This window comes from Pseudoalteromonas sp. SWYJZ19 (assembly GCF_015864375.1).
In the GTDB taxonomy this organism is placed as follows: Bacteria; Pseudomonadota; Gammaproteobacteria; order Enterobacterales; family Alteromonadaceae; genus Pseudoalteromonas; species Pseudoalteromonas arctica.
Genome location: NZ_JADYXI010000001.1, coordinates 384,719 through 405,295, shown reverse-complemented (window position 1 = coordinate 405,295; position 20,577 = coordinate 384,719). Strand labels below are relative to the sequence as shown.

Here is a 20,577-nt window from a genome sequence, read left to right as displayed (position 1 = left end):
ATGGGAGCTGATGTGAATACTCATATAAAAGCTAATATAAAAGCTAATATAAAAGTTAAGCGAGATTTTACAGGTGTTGTGCTTGCTGGTGGTAAGTCATCAAGAATGGGCACAGACAAAGCCGATTTAGTTTTAAAAAATAAAACGCTATTGCAAAATGCGTGTGATTTATTAAAAGAGGTAGGCGCTAAAAACATATTGGTAAGCCGCAACGTTACAAATCCAGTCAAGTCATTGAACCATTATTCACCGAGTGATTATCCCTCAGAAAAGTACGTTAAAGATATATACCCAAATAGTGGACCCCTTGGCGGAATTTACTCAACATTAATAGCCACCGAGCACGATTTACTTATTACTGCGGTAGATATGCCTCTACTTACGAGGAGTTTGTTAAGCACAATAGTGCTGGCTTCTCAGTCAAATAACGTACAAAGTGTGAGCAATCAATTAAATCAGTCACAAATACATGCTTGGCACTTTGAAAATGAACCGCTACCGCTGTATATTCGTAATACAAGCAGTGTAAAAAATCATTTAAAACACATACTCACAAACGCAAACAGTCATAAATCAATAAAACAGTTTACCCAAAGCATTGGTGTGCAAACGCTTTTATGTAATAAAGCGCATGCATTAATAAACACCAATACACCGGCGCAATTTAAAGCTGTAAATGAGCATTTTGACCTAAGCATTAACCAATTGAGAAGAACATTATGAGCCACACAAGCGATACACAAATACCTTTAAACATTGCCGTACTTACAGTAAGCGACACGCGCGATGCGATTACCGATACTTCTGGTCATTACTTAATTAAAGCGCTAACTGAGGCGGGTCATCACTTAGCAGATAAAGAAATTGTAAAAGATGATGTTTACCAAATGCGCGCTATTGCATCGCAGTGGATAGCCGACGACACCATTCACGCTATTTTAGTGACTGGTGGTACAGGATTTACCGAACGTGATTCAACACCTGAGGCATTTGCGCCGCTGTTTGATAAAAGCGTAGACGGCTTTGGCGAGTTATTTAGACATATATCGTACGGTGAAATTGGTAACTCAACTATTCAATCACGTGCACTGGCAGGACTTGCTAACAACACGGTTATTTTTTGTATGCCAGGCTCTACAGGCGCATGTAAAACAGCGTGGACAGGCATTATAAAAGATCAACTTAACTCAATGCATAAACCGTGTAACTTTGCACCGCACATTACCATTGGTAAAAAGTGTGAATCGCGTGAGCAATAGTATGTTAAGCCACGTTGACGAAAACGGCCAAGCGAATATGGTTGATGTATCGCTCAAAGACGTAACCCTGCGCGATGCCTCAGCTGAAGCTTTTATTAGCATGAGTAAGCTTGCCTTTGAGCAAGTAATGCTTAATCAAAACAAAAAAGGCGATGTGTTAGGAGTGGCACGTATTGCGGGTATTCAAGGCGCTAAAAAGTGCGCCGATTTAATTCCGCTTTGTCATCCGCTTGCACTTACTAAAGTCGCTGTTGATTTTGAACTTGATGAAGCAAACAGCCAAATTAAAATAACCAGCTACTGCAAACTTGCCGGTAAAACCGGGGTCGAAATGGAAGCGCTAACGGCGGTATCTGTTGCTGCGCTTACTTTGTTTGATATGTGTAAAGCAGCCGACCCACTAATGGAAATTAGCGGCATGCGCGTTACTCAAAAAGCTGGGGGCAAAAATGGCAGTTGGCAACGCGATTAATCCAAACGATGCTATATCTAGCGCCGGAAAAGTAGAGTTATTGTTTTTTGGGCAACTAAAAGAGCGGTTAAAGTGCAGTAAATTAAGCCTTGAGATTACGCAGCCGCTTAGTATTTCAGAGCTTAAATTAAGATTAGTTAGCCAATACCCGCATTGGCAACCGTGGCTTGAAGAGCGTGAGCTACTTGCAGCGCTTAACCAAACTATGTCATCAAGCAACGAAATAGTGAAAGCAGGGGATGAGCTTGCCTTTTTCCCGCCGGTTACAGGTGGCTAATGAGCATACATATTCAAGTACAAACCGATGATTTTAATGTAGGTGACGAGCACAATACGCTTTGTAGTAATAATAAAAGCGATGGCGCTGTTGTCACCTTTACAGGATTGGTAAGAGAGTTCAGCAGTGGCGATAACGTTACTGCACTTGAGCTTGAGCACTACCCTGGTATGACCGAGCAACTGCTTCAATCTATTGCAGAGCAAGCACAAACTCGCTGGCAACTGGCGAGAATATGTATTATTCATCGCGTTGGTTACTTAGCACTTGGCGAGCAAATTGTATTTGTTGGCGTAACGTCCCGCCATCGCCAAGCCGCGTTCGAAGGCGCACAATTTATAATGGATTATTTAAAAAACCACGCCACGTTTTGGAAAAAAGAGCACTTTAAAGACTCATCAAACTGGGTTGAGTTTAAACAAAGTGACAAACAAGCGCTGGGTAAATGGGAAAAGTGATGCAGATATTTCATTACTTGTGCTCTACAGAGGTTATATAGCTCTCAGTTTGCGTGTGAAGTCTGCGTTTTTCGTGTTATAAATCAGCAATATTAGATTGTTATCTCGACCCAAGTTTGGAAGACATATGCGCACATCAAAAATGTTATATTTTACAATATTATTACTTGTTCTACTTTCAGCTTTTCTTGCTGTATGGGTATATGATTTAAAAGAAGGTAAAGATTTACTAAGCTTTACTATATCAACAGTAAGCTTTTGTATAGCCGTATTAGCTTTATTTATTACTGTTAGAACATATACATCAATTGATAGTGTAAATAACATTAGTAAAATGGAAGGTAACATTTTAGATAATGAAAATTACGTAACCTCACTTCCAGAGTTAATTAATCAGTTTAAATCCCAAGATGAAAATACACTAGAGAAAGAAATTTTTGACTCTATTGAGCATAAACTAAAAAAAGAGTCAGAAACCGCCGTTCTTTTTGCCGATACCCTTCAGTATATAATTGACCTAATTGTTTTATTTCCAGCTGTTTTTAATGCATCAGAAACTAACAAAGTGCTTTATAAAAAGCGTATGGATACAATTTTGTCAGAAGTTGATAGGCGCTGTGAAATATTGCACTCGGTGAGTAAAGGTAATTCAATTCAAATAACGGAAACAATAAAGCTATTTAAAGCTGTTGTGTCTTACCAAAGTTTTGTAGCTGATGATAATTTTAATATTCATGCAGACTTACTTCATGTGAGAGGTCCAATTCTTCGTAATCCAGTTACAAAAACCATTTACCATAATTACCTAGGTTTGTATTACAACAAAAAAGGCATGCATTTATTACGAGAGTCGCTAAATATGAACTCTGTAGATATTTTGTCGATTGATGGTTTAGAGCTGGCTCAAAAAAATATTAATACCATAGAGCCATCAATACTTGAAGAAGTAAGTATGTATCTTAAATCTGCCGCTGAGCAGTTCGATAAAGCACTTAAAGTATCTAGCGAAGATGTTATGTGGCCTGGTTTTATTAATTACAATAAAGCACGTACGGTATACTTTTTATCTTTACTATCAAATAGCGAACTTAATTGGTTAGATATTCTCGACGAAGCAATAGAGTCTCGCAGCAGGTTAAATCGACTAATTGACGAAATTTTAATGATAGACAGATCAAAATCAGCCAATATTGTTAGCACACATTTAAGAGAATTTTTTCTATATCAAGAAGAGTTAGCACGTACAGTAAAATTGAATATTTTACTGTCGAATAATCTAACCAGACAAAATAATGCACCTATTATATATAAAGGGATTAATATCTCTGATATATCAAACGAAAAACTAACTGACTTATTTGTTTCAATACAAAAGTTTTCTACAGTTAGTATTTACCAAGAAAAAATCATAAGTCGACTTAAGAATAACCTCGCTGTGACAAACTAACAAAGCTTCAGCGAGAAAGTAGGGGATATACTATTTTTACGGCTTTTTTCTCATCATAAAAAAGCCACCTACCTATGCATGAAAAGTCATAGCAAGAATAAATGGCTCTTTATTAAAATGTTTTTTGGACTGAGCTTATTTTATTACACTTTTCCAATGCTCACATCAGGCATTAAATTGAGCCTGTTATGGATAGCATGATGGATGAAAGATAACTTAGTTCGCACCGCTTGAGTTAGTACAAATGGGTAGGCATCGGCAAGTCCCATGCTGCGATTTAGTGAATTTAGAATAATCGAAAATTCCATCCAAGTATCTAAAATAGCATCAATCGATGTTTGTGAATTAAAGTAATAAGCACTTTGTGGCAATCTAAGCTCGTCTGCTTCATCTAATTCAAACTCATTACCTGTTGTTGAGCCTGTAATTGAAAAGTTTTTGGCTGTTTCTAGCGTATCGATAATATGCATGTAATGCGCCCATGTTTCTGCCCAGTCTTCATAAGGGTGCATAGTAGCGTATTCACTAATAAAGGTTTCATGCCAGTTAGCTGGCGCACCTTGCTTGTAGTGAGTGTCGAGCGCTTGCTGGTAATCTAATTCGTCATCACCAAAATATTGCTTACATAAAGCATGTTTTTTTGGTGAATTTGCAATTAGTTGATCAAAATAATAATGACCAAGTTCATGGCGAAAATGACCAAGTAAGGTACGATAACGCTCACCCATTGCTATTTTAGCTTGTGAGCGTGCTACGTCGTCTGCCTCGGCTAGGTTTATAGTGATATGTCCGCAATCGTGTCCTGTAAATACAACGTCTTGACCTATAATAGGGCTTACAAAGTGATCGCTTACGTTACGGTCTGCTATAAAATCGAAGCTTAATCCGCTTTCAGGTTCTTGAATCGTTGTATTTAAAGGGAGTGATAATGACTTTAATGTATACAAAGCGCGACGTTTTGCTGTCTCCATTTTTTTCCATAATGGAATATGTTCAACAATACTTAAATCGGGCACAGTTTCATTAAAGCGACACGAAAAACACAGCACTTCGTCTTTATCGGCAACGGGTATAAATGTATCTAAATTAACCATGCCATTGCATACGTGATACTGAGCGTTGTTATCACATTTTTTATAAAAAACTTCAGGCGCTTCTGCTTTGTAAAATAGCCCCGATTGTTCATCAATTTCATAGGGTTCAACTTGGTCGAACTCATCATCAATACCCACGGTTCTGCCACAAGCCAAACAATGGCTGCTTTCAAAAAATAAAATAAGTTGATCTGTGCAATTACATTTAAATGTTTTCATATGTTACCGAATAAAAAGAGACTGTATAAACCACTTTTAGTTAGCGTTATGCTATTTGAGGATAGTAGTTAAATCCTTTTTAATAGTTCAGACTTTTTAATATTAAATTCATCATCACTAAGCGCATTAGAGTCGCGAAGTTGTGCTAGCTTCTCTATAATCTGAAGCGTTTCGTCTACCGAATATTGCGCTATTGTATTATTAACAGGTGCTTCAACTTGGTTTGGTGTTAACGATGCAAAATTCGGCTGCGTTACTTGCTGCGTAAAGTCTTTTTGAGGAGCCGGTGGCGTTTGTCCTGAAATTAATGGCAGAGTATTAACATTAATTGTTCCCCACTGACTGTTAAATGTAAGAGAGGTATTATTGCCTTGCTGTTGGCTCACTCCACCAATATTGTGATCTAGCGTGTCGTATACGCTCACTTGTCCATTTAATTCAACGGCTAAGCGATTAGGGAAAATAGCGTAGCGAATATTATTTTGCGCTCCACTACTAAATGGGCTGCCTAAATTACCTGGCCACCATTGATTGCTGCCAGGCGTTCCTGCGGGAATAACCGGAAATATTTGATTATTATTTAATACATTAGCGAGTTCGTTGCATAAGTTATCAACGGTTGATTTTAAGCCGTTGTTAAACATATCGCCAACCATAGTCATTCCGCCGCGCATCCATTGACCAGAACCACCAAGCTCTGGGCAATTAAACTGAGCCATAGAGCCACCGCCGTTATTAACGCTTACTAACATATGTAGTACTGCATCGTGGCTGAGGTTATAACGAGATGCTATACCATTAACTAAGTTTTCACCGACATCCGTTAGCTTTTGCATAAGAAAATATCCTATTAGGTAGATTGGGTTGATTTAAAAAATCTGAAAATACGCTAGTGCTGCATTACCTTTAGCATTGATGATAATGAAAAATTAACAGGTTAGTGAGATGTGTTGGTTTTTCAAATTGGACGTGTTCTGTTTTGTCTGAAATTAAAACACACCGCTGCAAAACTAATCTTTAAAACAAGCATCTTTGTATTAAAAGTTACTTGTTTTATCTCATCGAGATTGTTAGTTTCGCTGTAACGTAAGCGGTTAAAAATCGATCTAGTATAGCACCGTTACTTACTTTAACAGCAGCTTTATTGTGAACTATTTCTTTCTATTTAATGATTATTTTTAATGATTTTTAAACTCTAAATAAATACTTTTAATTATACCCGTTTAGCGTTATAAATAACGGAGTAAGTATTTTGAAAAATTAATTTTATTTGTTTTATTTCAATATTTTAAATTAATTAGCTTTAATTGTAAGTTATTTTAAAGCACTGTTTTGGTGCATTTTCTGCACCATTAAAAATCTAAAATTGATGGTTTAAATTACACTAAGTTTACTATTTATTTAATTGGTGTGTTTTTCCTATTAATTAGGTCAAAACCTTTATGCATAACGTTGCTTTGTGCAAGAGCCGCGAGTGGATGAACAGTACTACTTAAGCAAGTCTTTTGGTATAAAAATTGCACAGGTGAATTAGTCCAAATAATATTTTCAGCGTTATATTGTGGCTATACATTATTAAAGGGGAATTAATAGATGACAATTACAGTTGGAATTTCGCACCATACTCAGTATAAATACGATCGGTCAGTTAATATGGGGCCGCATATATTCCGATTACGTCCAGCGCCACATAGCCGTACAAAAATTAAAAGTTATTCTTTAAAAATAGTTCCAGAAGATCACTATATAAATTGGCAACAAGACCCTTTTGGTAATTACCAAGCGAGGGTGGTGTTTAACAAGCCAACTACCGAATTTAGTTTTACAGTTGATTTGGTCGCCGAACTAACGGTTATTAATCCTTTTGATTTCTTTTTAGAAGATTACGCCGAAAACTTCCCATTTGTTTACGATACTATTTCAAAGTCAGAACTCACTCCTTATTTAAAAAAACGCAAAGCCAGTCCAAAATTTAAAGAATTAATTGAATCTTTAAACCCTAAAGAGCCGCTTAGAAGCGTTGATTTTTTAGTGGCTGTTAATCAAGCTATTTATGAATTAGTAGGTTATGGCATTCGGCTAGAACCCGGTGTGCAAACGGCAAACGAAACAATAAGTAAAAAAACAGGTTCGTGTCGTGATTCTGCTTGGTTGTTAGTACAATTGTTTCGTCATTTAGGGTTGGCATCTCGATTTGTATCGGGTTACCTAGTACAGCTAACGTCTGATCAAAAATCACTAGATGGTCCAAGCGGTCCAGAAGAAGACTTTACCGATTTGCATGCATGGACCGAGGTGTATATTCCGGGTGCAGGTTGGATAGGGCTTGATCCTACCTCGGGTTTATTTGCTGGTGAAGGTCATATTCCATTGGCGTGTACGCCAGAGCCAAGCTCGGCAGCGCCGGTAACCGGCGGTATAGACGACTGTAAATCTGAGTTTAGCTTTTATAATAAAGTAACGCGTGTACACGAAGACCCACGTGTTACTAAGCCGTATTCTGAGGCGCAGTGGGCGGCAATTAACCGCTTAGGTCAGCACGTTGACAATGTTTACAATGAAGAAAACATACATTTAACTATGGGTGGCGAGCCTACGTTTATTTCTATTGACGATATGGAACATTCTCAGTGGAATACTGATGCCGATGGTAAAGAAAAAAGAATATTAGCTCAAAATTTATTTGTAGAAATGAATAAAGTATACACAAAAGGTGGCTTTACTCATTACGGACAAGGTAAATGGTATCCGGGTGAGCCATTACCACGTTGGCAATATGCGTGCTATTGGCGCAAAGACGGCGAGCCTTTATGGCAAGATGCTGCACTATTAGCCGATCCTAATAAAGATTATAAATTTGATCATACCGATACTAAAAAGTTTGCTGATAAACTGTGTGACTCACTTGGTCTTGAAACCAAGGCACTTACTACGGCTTATGAAGATATTTTATATCACATGTGGCAAGAAGCTTCATTACCTACCGAAATAAAGCCTGATCAACCAGAACTTCTTCATGCAATGAGCCGAAAAGGCTTTTTAGCTAAAATGGATAAAGGCATAGAAAAGCCTGTTGGCTATGTTCTACCTTTAAAATGGAACGATAGTAAAAACTGTTGGCAGTCGTGTACGTGGGAGTTTAAACGGGGTCATTGTTTTTTATTGCCGGGTGAATCACCACTTGGTTATCGCCTACCTTTAGACAGCCTTGAGTGGAGCGGCAATATTATTGACCGCGACCCGTTTGATATTCCAGAAAATTTTACCAAAGCTAAAAAGCTTAAAAAGGGCTTTATTGGTAAAGAAATGGTTAAAACTGCGCTTGTAATGGAAGTGAGAGAGGGGCGTTTATATATATTTATGCCACCAACAAGTCATTTTGAACATTACATGGGTTTAATAAGTAGTATAGAGAGTGTAGCAAAAGAACTTAAAATGCCGCTTGTTATTGAAGGCTATAGCCCACCTAAAGATAGCCGCGTAGAAAAATACGCTGTAACGCCAGATCCAGGTGTTATTGAAGTAAACATTCATCCTTCAACATCGTGGGATCAATTAGTCAGTCGAACTACAACGTTATACGGTTTAGCAAAAGAATGCCGATTAGGTACTGATAAGTTTATGGCAGATGGTCGCCATACTGGTACTGGTGGTGGTAACCACGTAACGCTTGGTGGCGAAACACCTGAGCAAAGCCCATTTTTACGCAGACCTGATATTTTAAGAAGTTTTATTACCTATTGGCAGCATCATCCTGGTTTGTCGTATTTATTTTCGGGGCTTTTTATTGGTCCTACAAGCCAAGCGCCGCGAGTGGATGAAGCCCGTGATGAAGTTTTATACGAGCTAGAAATTGCCTTTTCGCATATGCCCGAAGGTGAGGTGCCTGAACCTTGGTTAGTTGATAGGTTACTGCGTAATTTATTAGTGGATTTAACGGGTAATACACACAGAGCAGAATTTTGTATTGATAAGCTCTATTCACCCGACTCAGCCACAGGTCGTTTAGGGATTGTAGAATTTAGAGGCTTTGAAATGCCTCCACATTCACAAATGAGTTTAGTGCAAATGCTACTGTTGCGTACTTTACTTGCTTGGTTTTGGAAAAAACCTTACCACAAGCCATTAATACGTTGGGGTACAGAGTTACACGACAAGTTTTTATTACCACAATATGTAGAAAACGATTTAGCTGAAGTAAGCCGCGATTTACAACAAGCAGGTTTTCAATTTCAGTTAAGTTGGTTAAATCCATTTTTTGAATTTAGGTTTCCGGTATGTGGAACGCGAGAACTTGATAACGTTACACTTGAGCTTAGAACCGCAATCGAGCCTTGGCATGTACTAGGCGAAGAGGCAAGTGCGTCGGGTACGGCGCGCTATGTAGATTCGTCATTAGAAAGAGTGCAAATAAAAGTACAAGGAACAATGAGCGATCGCTATGTTGTAACGTGTAATGGTCGAAGAGTGCCGCTTAAACCGGTTAAAGGTAAAGCAAAAGATGAAATGGTCGCGGGTATACGATACAGAGCTTGGCAACCACCTACAGCGCTTCACCCAACTATTGGCGTACATGCTCCATTAGTTTTTGATTTAATCGATACGTGGGAAGGTCGTTCAGTTGGAGGCTTTGTATATCATGTGAGCCATGCTGGGGGTCGTAATCCTGAAACGCTACCGGTTAATGCATTTGAAGCTGAAGGGCGCAGAGTTGCAAGATTTTGGGAGCATGGGCATACACCATCGTTACTTGCATCAGCAGAACCAAGCTGGAGCCCATCGGCGGTTACGCATAGTTTTCAATCGGCGCAAAGCGCAAGTGAATACGTGGTACCTGATGAAGAAAGTAGTAATCCTGATTATCCAAATACCTTGGATTTACGCAGGCAGCCTAACTTTAAATAATAATTGATAGTTGTGTCATTCCACTTTGAAATTATTTAAAGTGGAATGACTAAATATTTTTAAAGCATCATTATGAACACGGCTATTTACTATAAATTGGAGCGCTTTCAGCTTGTATATTAACAATAACGCGATGCCGGAATTGCCTGAGTGGTTGTCTTTATACCTTGATAAATCACATGGACATGATGAACTAGCAAACCACAGTGGTTTAAACCCAGACCATTGGGATACTTTATTTAAGCGTTTAGCTAGTCTAACAGCAGATGATGTTAGTAGCCGCGCTACAGAAATAAGCCAATTGCTACAAAATGGCAATATTAAAAATGAAAGCAATAAGCAGTGGCACTTCGACCCGTTGCCATTTATGTTATCTAAAGCTGATTGGGCGTTGCTCGAAGAGGGAATAAAACAGAGAACCCTTTTATTAAATAAAATTCAGCAAGATATTTACGGTGACCAAACATTATTAGTTGATGGTCATATTCCTGCAAAGCAGCTTTTTCAAGACCCTAATTACTTACGCGAAGGTTTTAGCTTACCTAGTAACGAATTAACACTATTTTTTACTGCATTAGATGTTTACCGCACGCCAACAGGCGAATTTAAAGTATTAAGCGATCATTGTCAGTGCCCGTTAGGCTTAGGGCTATTAATTAAAAGCCGTATTATTGCAAGGCGTGTAATGGCTGAAGAATTTGCCGAATGTAATGTTCAGCAAATTAAAGAATTTTTAAACCTATTCCAAGAGGGTATTAATGAATATACCCACTATATGGATGACCCACGAATTGTAATTCTAACCCAAGGAATTGATGACCCTAACTACAACGAGCATGCATTCCTATCTACCTACTTTGGCTACACATTAGTACAAAGCGCCGACTTAACCGTACGTGGTGGTGACGTTTGTTTAAAATCGTTACAAGGCTTGGGTAAAATTAATGTCATTTTACGCTGGGTTTCTGATCGTTGTATTGACTCTTTAGAGCAAACTGAATATTCACTTCATGGTATTCCGGGCTTATTACAATCGGTACGACAAGGGTCGGTTAAGGTTTTAAACCCGTTTGGTAGCGGTGTGCTCTCGTCACCTTCAATAAAGTGCAACTTAGAAAAGTTATCGCAGCAAATTTTAAAACAACCGCTGTTATTAGGTGAGCCAAATTATTTAAGTGTAAAAGAAGCGCAAGCCGTTGATTGGAATAACCTCGAACTACTATCTGCTATAGACCCTACACTCAAGTTAGATGGAGTGTTAGACGAGCAAGAAATAAAGCTACTTATCAGCAAAGAACCCGATAATTACTTTTTCCAAGAAAAACCTTCTTTTAGCAGTGCACCATTTTGGCATGATGGGCAATTAATCTCCAAGCCAGTGGTGTTTAGATGCTATGCATTAACCACAGAAAATGGCGTAGAAGTACTTCCTTCAGCACTGTGTTTTTCGAACGAAAAAAGTAACAACCCGAGAATATCTGGTTGGATCAAAGATACATGGATAAATACAGCCGATAGAGTTGATTTAGGCGAGCATAATCCACCGGTGCCAATTAGAAAAAGAATGGATGTAACGCTACTCGAAGGGGTTATTTCGAGCCGTACGGCTGAGCACCTTTTTTGGTTGGGTCGATACTTAGAACGCTGCGAAAACACCATACGTATTTTGCGTATTTTTATAGACAAGTACACCGAGTTTTCTGTTTACCCAGATTCAATACGAAAAAGTATAGTTGCACGGCTTTCTAATGCCATTAGGTCGCAGTATATTGTTTATCCCTATATAGAACCTGATTTAAAACTAGATGGCATTGATGTAAATCTGTCTAAAGAAACTGCTTTTCAACTCCTTGCAGACGAGCAATGCGCTGGCAGTATTATTAATACATTAAAGTACATTGCAAATGCGTCGGTGCAAATTCAAGAATTACTATCTCATGATAGCCGCCGAATAATTGATGATATTAATGAGCAAATTAAAGTATTTAAAAATGTAAATATTAATATTCCAACGCGTGCAATGCAAAGCAGCCTAGATAGAGTTATAGGCTCAATTATGGCTTTTAATGGCTCGATTACAGATTGTATGCCAAATAGTAACGGCTGGTTTTTACTCGAAATGGGCAGAAGAGTAGAGCGTAGCTTACAAATAACATCACTAAGTGCGGCTTTATTAACCAAAGAGTTAGACGAGCCCGAAGAGCTTGGCTTACTTGAAGCAGTGCTAAGTTGCCAAGTTAGTTTAGTTACGCATAAGCGCCGATACAGAATGTATCAAACCATTGGTACAGGGCTTGAGCTATTACTTTTAGATGCTGAATACCCACGTTCTTTATTATTTCAGTTAGAGGAAATTAATAAGTTGTGTAAGCATTTACCCACAAAACGCAGACAAGGCGTAATTGCGGCACACGAAAAAGCAATTTTACTGTCTAAAACAAGTTGTTATGTAACTGAGAAAGATTACCTACAAAAAAGTGAAAATGGACAACGTAACCAGTTAATCGAATTTAACCATAATACGCGTATGAACTTAGATACATTTTGTGATGTATTATTACTACAGTATTTTTCTCATACCCAAACGGCAAATAAATTGAACTGGACTAATATTGAGCAAGCTCAATCGTGAAATATAAAATAAAGCACTCGACTACATACAACTATTCAGACTTTGTTAGTTTGTGTCAAAACCAAGCGCGATTAACGCCAAAAACGAATCGCGGGCAAATATGCCACAGTAGCCGTGTAGAAATTGAACCTACACCGACTTACTTACAAACATTTACTGATTATTTTAATAATCAGGTAACAGCGTTTGAAATAGCAATACAGCATAAAAAACTTAAAGTAACGATGATCAGCGAGGTAGAACTGTTAGTCGGCGCTAATAGCAATTTAGAGAGTGTTGATATTGCTTGGCGAAAAGTACGTGATTTATTGGTTAAACCAAATACAGCGGAATTATTAAAAACGTCTGAATTTGTATTACCTTCACAACTTATTCCAATAGATAAAGGAATTAAGGAATACGCATTAATTTCGTTTGATGCACACAAAAATATAATTTCTGCATGTAAAGATTTAATGGCACGGATTTTTCATGAATTTCATTATGATCCTGGTTTTACAACAATTAGTACGCCTTTGAGCACTGTTTTTGCACAAAAAAGGGGCGTTTGCCAAGACTTTGCACACTTTGCGCTTGCATGCTTACGCAGCGTGGGGTTAGCAGGTCGATACGTAAGTGGGTACATAGAAACCATGCCGCCAGAAGGCGAAGAAAAGCTAGAAGGTGCAGATGCAACTCATGCATGGTTTGCGGTATTTGTGCCAAACTTTGGTTGGGTTGATTTTGATCCAACAAATAATGTTTTACCACGCGATCAGCATATTACTCTAGCCGTAGGGCGAGACTTTTCTGACGTAACTCCTTTAAAAGGAGTGGTATTTGGTGGCGGTAGTCAATTGCTTGATGTAGCGGTTGATATGATTCGAATGGAATAGCAGTTTAACTACGTCATATATGATGATGGATAAGGTGAAAGAGTGTATGAAAATTGATTGGAAAGCGTACCAAACAAAAGGTTTCTTTGATGAATTAATTGATGCACAAGGAAACGTTAGATCGCATGGAACACAATTAGCACAATTTTTTGCTAATTTATCAGCAGAAGAATTAGTAAAAGCCAGAGCGGTTGCTGATTTAGCTATTAAAGAAATGGGTATTACTTTCACGGTTTACAACGAAGGTAATATGATTGATAGAGCCTGGCCGTTTGATATTATCCCTCGAACTATTGGTAAAAAAGAATGGCAAAGCGTAGAGGTTGGTTTAAAGCAACGTGTTGAAGCGCTTAACCTTTTTATAGATGATTTATACCACGACCAAAAAATAATAAAAGATGGTGTTTTTCCAAAAGGATTACTAGAAAAATCAGTAAACTTTCGCCAGCAATGCGTGGGAATAAACCCGCCAAATAAAATATGGGCGCATATTTGTGGCTCAGATTTAGTACGCGATGGCAGCGGTACAATGTATGTGCTTGAGGATAACCTGCGTGTTCCTTCTGGTGTATCTTATATGCTTGAAAATCGCTCTGTAATGAAGCGTGTATTCCCTGAATTATTTGAGCAAGTGTCGATTTTACCTGTTGATGATTACCCTTCACAATTATTTGATATGCTAGCGGCAATGTCGCCTCGTCCACAAGATAAACCAGAAGTCGTGGTACTTACTCCTGGGGTGTTTAACTCCGCTTATTTTGAGCATTGTTACCTTGCCCAAGAAATGGGTTGCGAACTGGTAGAAGGGCGCGATTTAGTTGTTGAAAAAGATGACTGTGTATACATGAGAACAATCACAGGGCTACAACGAGTTGATGTTATTTATCGTCGTATAGATGATTTATTTTTAGACCCAGAAGCCTTTTTACCAGAATCCCAACTTGGCGTTCCTGGATTAATGCGTGCTTGGTCTAAAGGTAATGTGGCTTTAGTTAATGCACCAGGCGCAGGTGTTGCTGATGACAAAGTAGTTTACGCCTATGTACCTGAGATGATTAAGTACTACTTAGGCGAGGAAGCTAAACTTGCTAATGTCCCAACGTTCAAATGTTTAGACCCGAAAGAATGCGACCATGTGATTAAAAATATCGATAAGCTTGTTGTTAAACCAGCAAATGAATCTGGCGGATATGGATTATTAATTGGTCCTAAATCGACTAAAAAAGAACAAGAAGCGTGTATTGCTCAAATTAAAGCGGACCCACGAAACTGGGTAGCTCAACCAACATTAGATTTATCAACAGTACCAACATTTGATGGTAATAAACCAGATGGTCGACATACCGATTTAAGACCGTTTATTTTATCATCAGGTAAAGATACGCAAGTTACCACTGGTGGATTAACGCGTGTTGCTATGGTTAAAGGCTCTTTGGTGGTTAATTCATCACAAGGTGGTGGCAGTAAAGATACTTGGATTGTTGACGAAGAGGCTAAATAATATGTTATCAAGAGTAGGCGAAACTTTATATTGGGTATCTCGATACATTGAGCGTGCGGAAAATGTGGCTCGTTTAATCAACGTTAACAATTTACTGATGATGGACTTACCCAAAGGCGTATGTACCGGCTGGGAGCCATTAATTGATATTATTGGTGTGCGTAAAGCGTATTCAGAAAACCATACAGATTTTACTGAACAAAAAGCATTAAGGTATTTACTTGTTGGTAGTGATAATAGCTCGTCAATTTTAAACTCTATTACCTCTGCACGAGAAAGCGCGCGTACAATCCGCGATGTAATTCCGCGAGATGTGTGGGAAGAAATTAACTCTCTTTATTATTATGTAAAAGATAATCAAAAAGAAGGGATAACAAAGCGCGGACGTTTTGATTATTTAAAAAAGATTATAGATTCAGCCCATCAAATATTTGGGGCGTTAGATGCTACTATTAATCACGACCAAGGTTATGTTTTTATTCGTTTTGGCTCAATTATAGAGCGCGCAGATATGACATCGCGAATTTTAGATATTCGCTCTGCTACGTTAATTACTAATGAAGAAGAAGTGAAGCCGTTTGATAATATTCAGTGGATCAGTTTACTGCGCTCTTTAAGTGCTTATCAAATGTATCGCCAAGAAATGGGCGTTAGAGTACAGCGTGCAGATGTAATAGAATTTGTGATGCACAGCAAAGTATTCCCACGATCTATTTTATTTTGTATGAATGAATTAAAAGCATTGGTTTTACCTTTGCCAAACTCAACAGAAATTATTAAATCAATTGATGATGCAATTGTTGAGTTAGAAAATAAAGACGTACGAGTACTTAAAAATGGTCTGTTGCATGACTTTATCGATGAAATACAAATAGACTTAGCCGGAATACATAATGGATTAGCTGAGACGTATTTTTTAAAACAAGCAGAATAATAAAAACTGTATATTGTGAAATGACTGCTTAGTTTTGAGCGGTCATTTTTTTGCTTAAATTTATTTATAATAATTTTAAAACCTGCATAATTAATCACTACTTCCTCATCCGTTGGTATCGCAATGAAAATCATCTCGACTAATATCTCTAAAATTAAAACTCTTATTCATAATGATAAAGAGGTGAGAACAGGAATATTCAAAACCCCAACTAACGAACCTGTAGTGATTGAAAAGCTAAACATTATAGGTGACGAGCAAGCTGATTTAGTTAATCACGGCGGGGTAGATAAAGCGGTATATGCTTTTTCTCACAATCATTATGAGTATTGGAAACAAACCCTCGAGAATGATGATTTGGCAGTAGGTGCCTTTGGCGAAAACTTCACGATTTCTGACCTTGATGAAGCGAATATACACATAGGTGACCATATTCGAATTGGTACTGCACTGCTTGAAGTAAGCCAGCCTCGTGTACCCTGTTTTAAACTCGCTATCGCCCTTAATAATAAAAACAGTCTTAAACTGTTTACGCAGCATTACTGCACTGGCGTTTATTTTAGGGTACTAGAGCAAGGCGTTGCAAAAACGGGTGATAGTGTTGTTATCGAGAAGAAAGCCTCGCACGACATATCAGTTAAAAAACTGTTCCAGGCATTTTTTGATAAAAAATACGTAGGTTATGAAGACATACTTTTAGAAGCATTAACTTTGCCAGAGCTTGCTGTAGAGTGGCAAGAAAAGCTAAAGAAGAAGCTTGCTATTAAAAGTGAATAAAGCAGTTTAAAACTGTTTTATTCCCGCGCTATCACTCTTTAAAAAGTGTTGCTGCAACCTATTTATTAAACTTTGAAGAACAGGTCCTGTTGATTGGCTTCTTGAAACAACGCATCCCACAGGAGTAAGCCAACCGCCTTGTTCATGAGTAACGGGTAGCGTTACCACTTCAGCTTGGTTTATATACCTCTTAATAGCAAACTCGGGTACAAGCGCCCAACCAATACCCTGAACTACTAAGTCGATAAGGGTTTGATGTGTATTTGCGTACCAAATTCTAGAGCTAATTGCGTAGCTAAACCATAACTCTTTTTGGCTAAGGCTGCGATGAACACATTGCCTATGGGCTTTTAAATCATTGCTTGTTACAGCCTTTAGCTTTGCAAGCGGGTGTTCTGGTGATGAAATCGTTAAAAATCGAGCTTGACCTAATAGAAAAAAATCCATATCAACTTTTAGTTCCCCATCACTATAAATGATACCTACTTGTGCTTTTCCTATTTTTACTAAGTTTTCTACATCGTCAGTTGTTGTCGATATTATTTCGAAATTAGTAATCGGGAACTGATCAGCAAGTGGGGCAATCACTTTTAAAATATCTTGATTATTTAGGCTTTCATCAATAGCTATAATTACCTCATGCTCATAATTTTTTGCTAATGCATCCACTTTTTGGTCAAAATACTTTTGCTGATGAAGTATAGAGTATGCGACAGGTAACAATGCCTTACCACTGATCGTTAAGCTGGGTATATTTTTATTACGCGTAAACAATGTTTGATTAATCGCTATTTCAAGATTAGAAATAGCTTGGCTAATTCCCGATTGTGCACGGTTAAGCTTTCGGGCTGTTGCCGAAAAAGATCCTGTTTCTACCACGGTTACAAAAATTTTTAGTTGCTCAAAACTATACATATCATTCAACTTAAAGGTGAGTACTTATTTGCTCATCTTATCACTAAAGGTGATGGCTACTAACTTTGCAAATAATTAAATTATGTCACTATTATTTTCTTTAATTATTTGGCGTAAAAGGGGTTAATTATGGATGCAAAAATGGGGTCGCTAGAGAGGATGTTTCAGGCAGTTTTGTTTGAGATTTTAGCCGTGTCATTATCAATTTTAGGTTTAGCACTATTTACAGATCATGCAATAGGGGCTTTATCGGGCACTATGGTAATTGTTGCCACAATTGCTATGTGTTGGAACTTTATTTTCAACTGGTGTTTTGACAAAGTAGCTACTGGTGCAAAAGAGCAACGTTCTGTATTATTCCGTATTTTTCACGTGCTTTTATTTCAAGGCGGGTTACTTGTTTTTACTATTCCCGTGATGGCAATCATTTTAAAAGTAGGCTTATGGGAAGCATTAATAATGGATATTGGCGTAACTTTTTTTATAACCCTTTACGCTTTTACTTTTAACCTAGTGTACGACCACACACGAGCCTATATTTTTCATTCAAAAAATGCTGCATGTTAATACACTTTTTAAATATGGGATGACTTAACAAAGTTTTGTATTTAGCTGCTGGTGTATTTGCCAATGCACCAGCACTTTTAGAGGCGTAATATTACCCAAGTTTGCTTTATAGTGGCAAAAAACTAATAAAGGATCTTTTTATTAAAAGTGAATAAAGCTAAATATCAACTGTTATTTATAGAGGAGCTAGTAAAAAAGATAAAATCTGCTATACCTAAGGTTATAAATACTATAATTATTATAGTGTTATTTAAAAATTTTTGGGTTAGTAGCTAAAATAGGTGTCGTATATGAATATCTCAAGAAAACTGATGCTTATTGTAATATTAACTGCAGCAGAGATAAGTATTACTGTCTACTCAGCTTTTGAAATAGCTAAAGGAGCTAAGTTTCACCAACTTAACTTTCTTCATTTAAAGTATACACATCAACTTACCAAGTCAGTTAAAAAAATAGAAAATTATATCCCCATAGATATAAATACCATTGAGTCGGATATATTGTTAATTAGGCAGCAACCGATTGAATGTATTGAACAAATAAACCCGTTAAATTATGCTGTTATGAAAGTTATTAACACAGATCATACATTAACAATCTGTGAAAACGATATTGAAATTGCTGATAAAGCCTTATTGTCAGTTAATCAGTATAAAAAGGGGGAACTTAGTAGAGACGCTTTTTTACTAAATCTTAATACTTCGCTAAGTGGCTTTAATAAAAACACGGAGCTGTTTGAGGAACCAATTAGAAAAACAGTATCGTTTATACTAATGACGTTAATTCCACTTGTTATAATCATATCTTTTTTTAATATTCTTTTTATAAGTTATCTTTCTCGCACAATATCGAGCTCTATTCGAAATCTTACTCTACTTTTATCAAGTAAGCCCGAAAGCAATATTAATCTAGACGATGAACTTGATATAAAAACGTCGGGTGAATTAAAAGCACTCGTTATCGCGGCTAGACAGCGAATTAAAAATGATCTTTTAAATATTGAAAACAGTATTGAACTCAAAGAGATTATAAACAGCCAGACAGCTTCCCTGCAGCAAGCAAATGATGAGCTTGCCCAGTTTGCTTATCGGGCTTCCCATGACCTGAAGTCACCGCTGTCAGGGGCTAAATCCCTAGCGCATTTTGTTATCGAAGATATAAAAGCGGGAGACACAGAGGAGGCAAGCCGAAATGCACTGGTTATTTATCAACAAATGGAAAAGTTAGAAACACTTGTTGTTGATATTTTATTGTTAGCCAAAGCTGAAATTGGCAATGAAGATAAAGATGTAATTGACTTTAATCAGTTAATTATTGATATGAAAGAACGACTGTCTTGGCTCATGAAAGATAATCCTTGTACGCTCGAAACAACAATTAATCTATCAGTACCTATAAGGTCGGAAAAAGCGCGTTTTGCTCAAATTATTGAAAATTTGATATCAAATGGGTTGAAGTATTACGACAGAAATAAAGACTCGCCTTATGTCCGCTGTGATATTTTTAATGAGCAAGAGACGTTTTTTATTACTGTTACAGATAACGGAATGGGAATACCACAAAAGCATCAAAGTGAAGTGTTTGATATGTTTAAGCGATTTCATGCACAGACAAGTACGGGGTCTGGTTTAGGGATGGCGCTGGTTAAAAAACATATTGAGTATTTAAATGGTGAAGTATCACTGCAAAGCTCTGATGAAGGTACGACGTTTAAAATAATAATACCAATGGATAAGCTAACATGACAAAAATTAAACCCCCTATATTAATTGTCGATGACAATGAAGTTGACCGGTATATTCTTAAAAGATTAATTAAAGAGGCTGAACTAGATCTTACAATTTTTGAAAAAAAAGATGGTCAGGAAGCATTAGAATTTCTAGAAAATTATGAAGCTAACAGAAAAGAGTACCCTGATGGATTTCCTCCAATACTCATATTTTTGGACATCAATATGCCAAGAGTCAATGGTATTCAGTTTTTAGAAGAGTTTTCTAAACTGAGGAAGATGATAGAAATCAGCTCGTGTGTGGTTATGATGTTTAGCTCATCAGAAAGAGAAGAAGAAAAAAAGATTATAATGTCACACGATTTTGTTAAAGGTTACCTTGTAAAAGGAAGTTTTCAGGCAGCAGAGTTAAAAGAAAAAGTATTGGCTGTCATCGGTCAGCATTTGAAAAAACACAGCTGATTTGCATGTGTTTTAAGTTTTAATCCGCTAGGCTGTGCCAATTGGAGATCCTTT

At 37.4% G+C, this 20,577-nt stretch carries 18 protein-coding genes; 15 read left to right on the top strand and 3 right to left on the bottom strand.

The window, feature by feature from the left end:
* The 6 genes from I6F45_RS01750 (at position 1) to I6F45_RS01725 (ending at position 3,913) form a co-directional block, all read left to right on the top strand.
* Positions 1–723 (top strand): molybdenum cofactor guanylyltransferase, encoded by a 723-nt coding sequence (locus I6F45_RS01750; protein ID WP_197140209.1) that lies wholly within the window; start codon positions 1–3, stop codon positions 721–723.
* The gene (gene moaB, locus I6F45_RS01745) at positions 720–1,259 is read left to right on the top strand and encodes a molybdenum cofactor biosynthesis protein B (RefSeq protein ID WP_024609783.1); all 540 of its coding nucleotides are present in this window, start codon (positions 720–722) and stop codon (positions 1,257–1,259) included. Before I6F45_RS01750 ends, moaB begins: the two co-directional genes overlap by 4 nt.
* A 1-nt stretch (position 1,260) precedes the next feature.
* Positions 1,261–1,731 (top strand): cyclic pyranopterin monophosphate synthase MoaC, encoded by a 471-nt coding sequence (moaC, locus tag I6F45_RS01740; RefSeq protein WP_024593775.1) that lies wholly within the window; start codon positions 1,261–1,263, stop codon positions 1,729–1,731.
* Positions 1,709–2,008, top strand: a complete 300-nt coding sequence (locus I6F45_RS01735; RefSeq protein WP_197140211.1) for a MoaD/ThiS family protein — start codon at positions 1,709–1,711, stop codon at positions 2,006–2,008. Before moaC ends, I6F45_RS01735 begins: the two co-directional genes overlap by 23 nt.
* Complete coding sequence (gene moaE / locus I6F45_RS01730) at positions 2,008–2,466, top strand: molybdopterin synthase catalytic subunit MoaE (protein ID WP_197159525.1); 459 nt, start codon at positions 2,008–2,010, stop codon at positions 2,464–2,466. The genes I6F45_RS01735 and moaE overlap by 1 nt, the downstream gene beginning before the upstream one ends.
* A gap of 127 nt (positions 2,467–2,593) precedes the next feature.
* Entirely contained in the window at positions 2,594–3,913 is a 1,320-nt protein-coding gene (locus I6F45_RS01725; protein ID WP_197159524.1) for a hypothetical protein, read from the top strand.
* Between the two features lie 143 nt (positions 3,914–4,056).
* Here the strand turns inward: I6F45_RS01725 and I6F45_RS01720 are convergent, their stop codons facing one another.
* Positions 4,057–5,226 carry a zinc-binding metallopeptidase family protein gene (locus I6F45_RS01720; protein WP_197140217.1) on the bottom strand — a complete coding sequence of 390 codons (1,170 nt, stop codon included), beginning with the start codon at positions 5,224–5,226 and terminating at the stop codon, positions 4,057–4,059.
* A 68-nt stretch (positions 5,227–5,294) separates the two neighbouring features.
* Positions 5,295–6,062: an SHOCT domain-containing protein gene (locus I6F45_RS01715; RefSeq protein ID WP_166111424.1), complete on the bottom strand. Its 768-nt coding sequence runs from the start codon at positions 6,060–6,062 to the stop codon at positions 5,295–5,297.
* 757 nt (positions 6,063–6,819) lie between these two features.
* Here I6F45_RS01715 and I6F45_RS01710 point away from each other — a divergent pair.
* From I6F45_RS01710 to I6F45_RS01685, 6 genes are all read left to right on the top strand, one after another.
* The gene (locus I6F45_RS01710) at positions 6,820–10,131 is read left to right on the top strand and encodes a transglutaminase family protein (protein ID WP_197159523.1); all 3,312 of its coding nucleotides are present in this window, start codon (positions 6,820–6,822) and stop codon (positions 10,129–10,131) included.
* Positions 10,132–10,243: 112 nt separating this feature from the next.
* A complete protein-coding gene (locus tag I6F45_RS01705) occupies positions 10,244–12,763 on the top strand; it encodes a circularly permuted type 2 ATP-grasp protein (RefSeq protein WP_024611321.1) in 2,520 nt (839 codons plus the stop codon).
* Positions 12,760–13,638, top strand: coding sequence for a transglutaminase family protein (locus I6F45_RS01700; protein ID WP_024590933.1), 879 nt, complete (start codon positions 12,760–12,762; stop codon positions 13,636–13,638). Before I6F45_RS01705 ends, I6F45_RS01700 begins: the two co-directional genes overlap by 4 nt.
* Positions 13,639–13,684: 46 nt before the next feature.
* Entirely contained in the window at positions 13,685–15,139 is a 1,455-nt protein-coding gene (locus I6F45_RS01695) for a circularly permuted type 2 ATP-grasp protein (protein WP_007585223.1), read from the top strand.
* Position 15,140: 1 nt separating this feature from the next.
* A complete protein-coding gene (locus tag I6F45_RS01690) occupies positions 15,141–16,073 on the top strand; it encodes an alpha-E domain-containing protein (RefSeq protein WP_007585221.1) in 933 nt (310 codons plus the stop codon).
* Between the two features lie 123 nt (positions 16,074–16,196).
* A complete protein-coding gene (locus I6F45_RS01685) occupies positions 16,197–16,850 on the top strand; it encodes an MOSC domain-containing protein (protein WP_197159522.1) in 654 nt (217 codons plus the stop codon).
* Between the two features lie 6 nt (positions 16,851–16,856).
* On the opposite strand, the gene I6F45_RS01680 is transcribed toward I6F45_RS01685, so the two are convergent.
* Positions 16,857–17,765: a LysR family transcriptional regulator gene (locus tag I6F45_RS01680; RefSeq protein ID WP_024593784.1), complete on the bottom strand. Its 909-nt coding sequence runs from the start codon at positions 17,763–17,765 to the stop codon at positions 16,857–16,859.
* 129 nt (positions 17,766–17,894) lie between these two features.
* Between I6F45_RS01680 and I6F45_RS01675 the strand changes: the two genes are divergently transcribed.
* From I6F45_RS01675 to I6F45_RS01665, 3 genes are all read left to right on the top strand, one after another.
* The gene (locus I6F45_RS01675) at positions 17,895–18,332 is read left to right on the top strand and encodes a PACE efflux transporter (RefSeq protein WP_197159521.1); all 438 of its coding nucleotides are present in this window, start codon (positions 17,895–17,897) and stop codon (positions 18,330–18,332) included.
* Positions 18,333–18,622: 290 nt separating this feature from the next.
* Complete coding sequence (locus I6F45_RS01670; RefSeq protein WP_197159520.1) at positions 18,623–20,077, top strand: sensor histidine kinase; 1,455 nt, start codon at positions 18,623–18,625, stop codon at positions 20,075–20,077.
* Positions 20,074–20,523, top strand: coding sequence for a response regulator (locus I6F45_RS01665; protein ID WP_165721826.1), 450 nt, complete (start codon positions 20,074–20,076; stop codon positions 20,521–20,523). Before I6F45_RS01670 ends, I6F45_RS01665 begins: the two co-directional genes overlap by 4 nt.
* Positions 20,524–20,577: the final 54 nt, after the last annotated feature.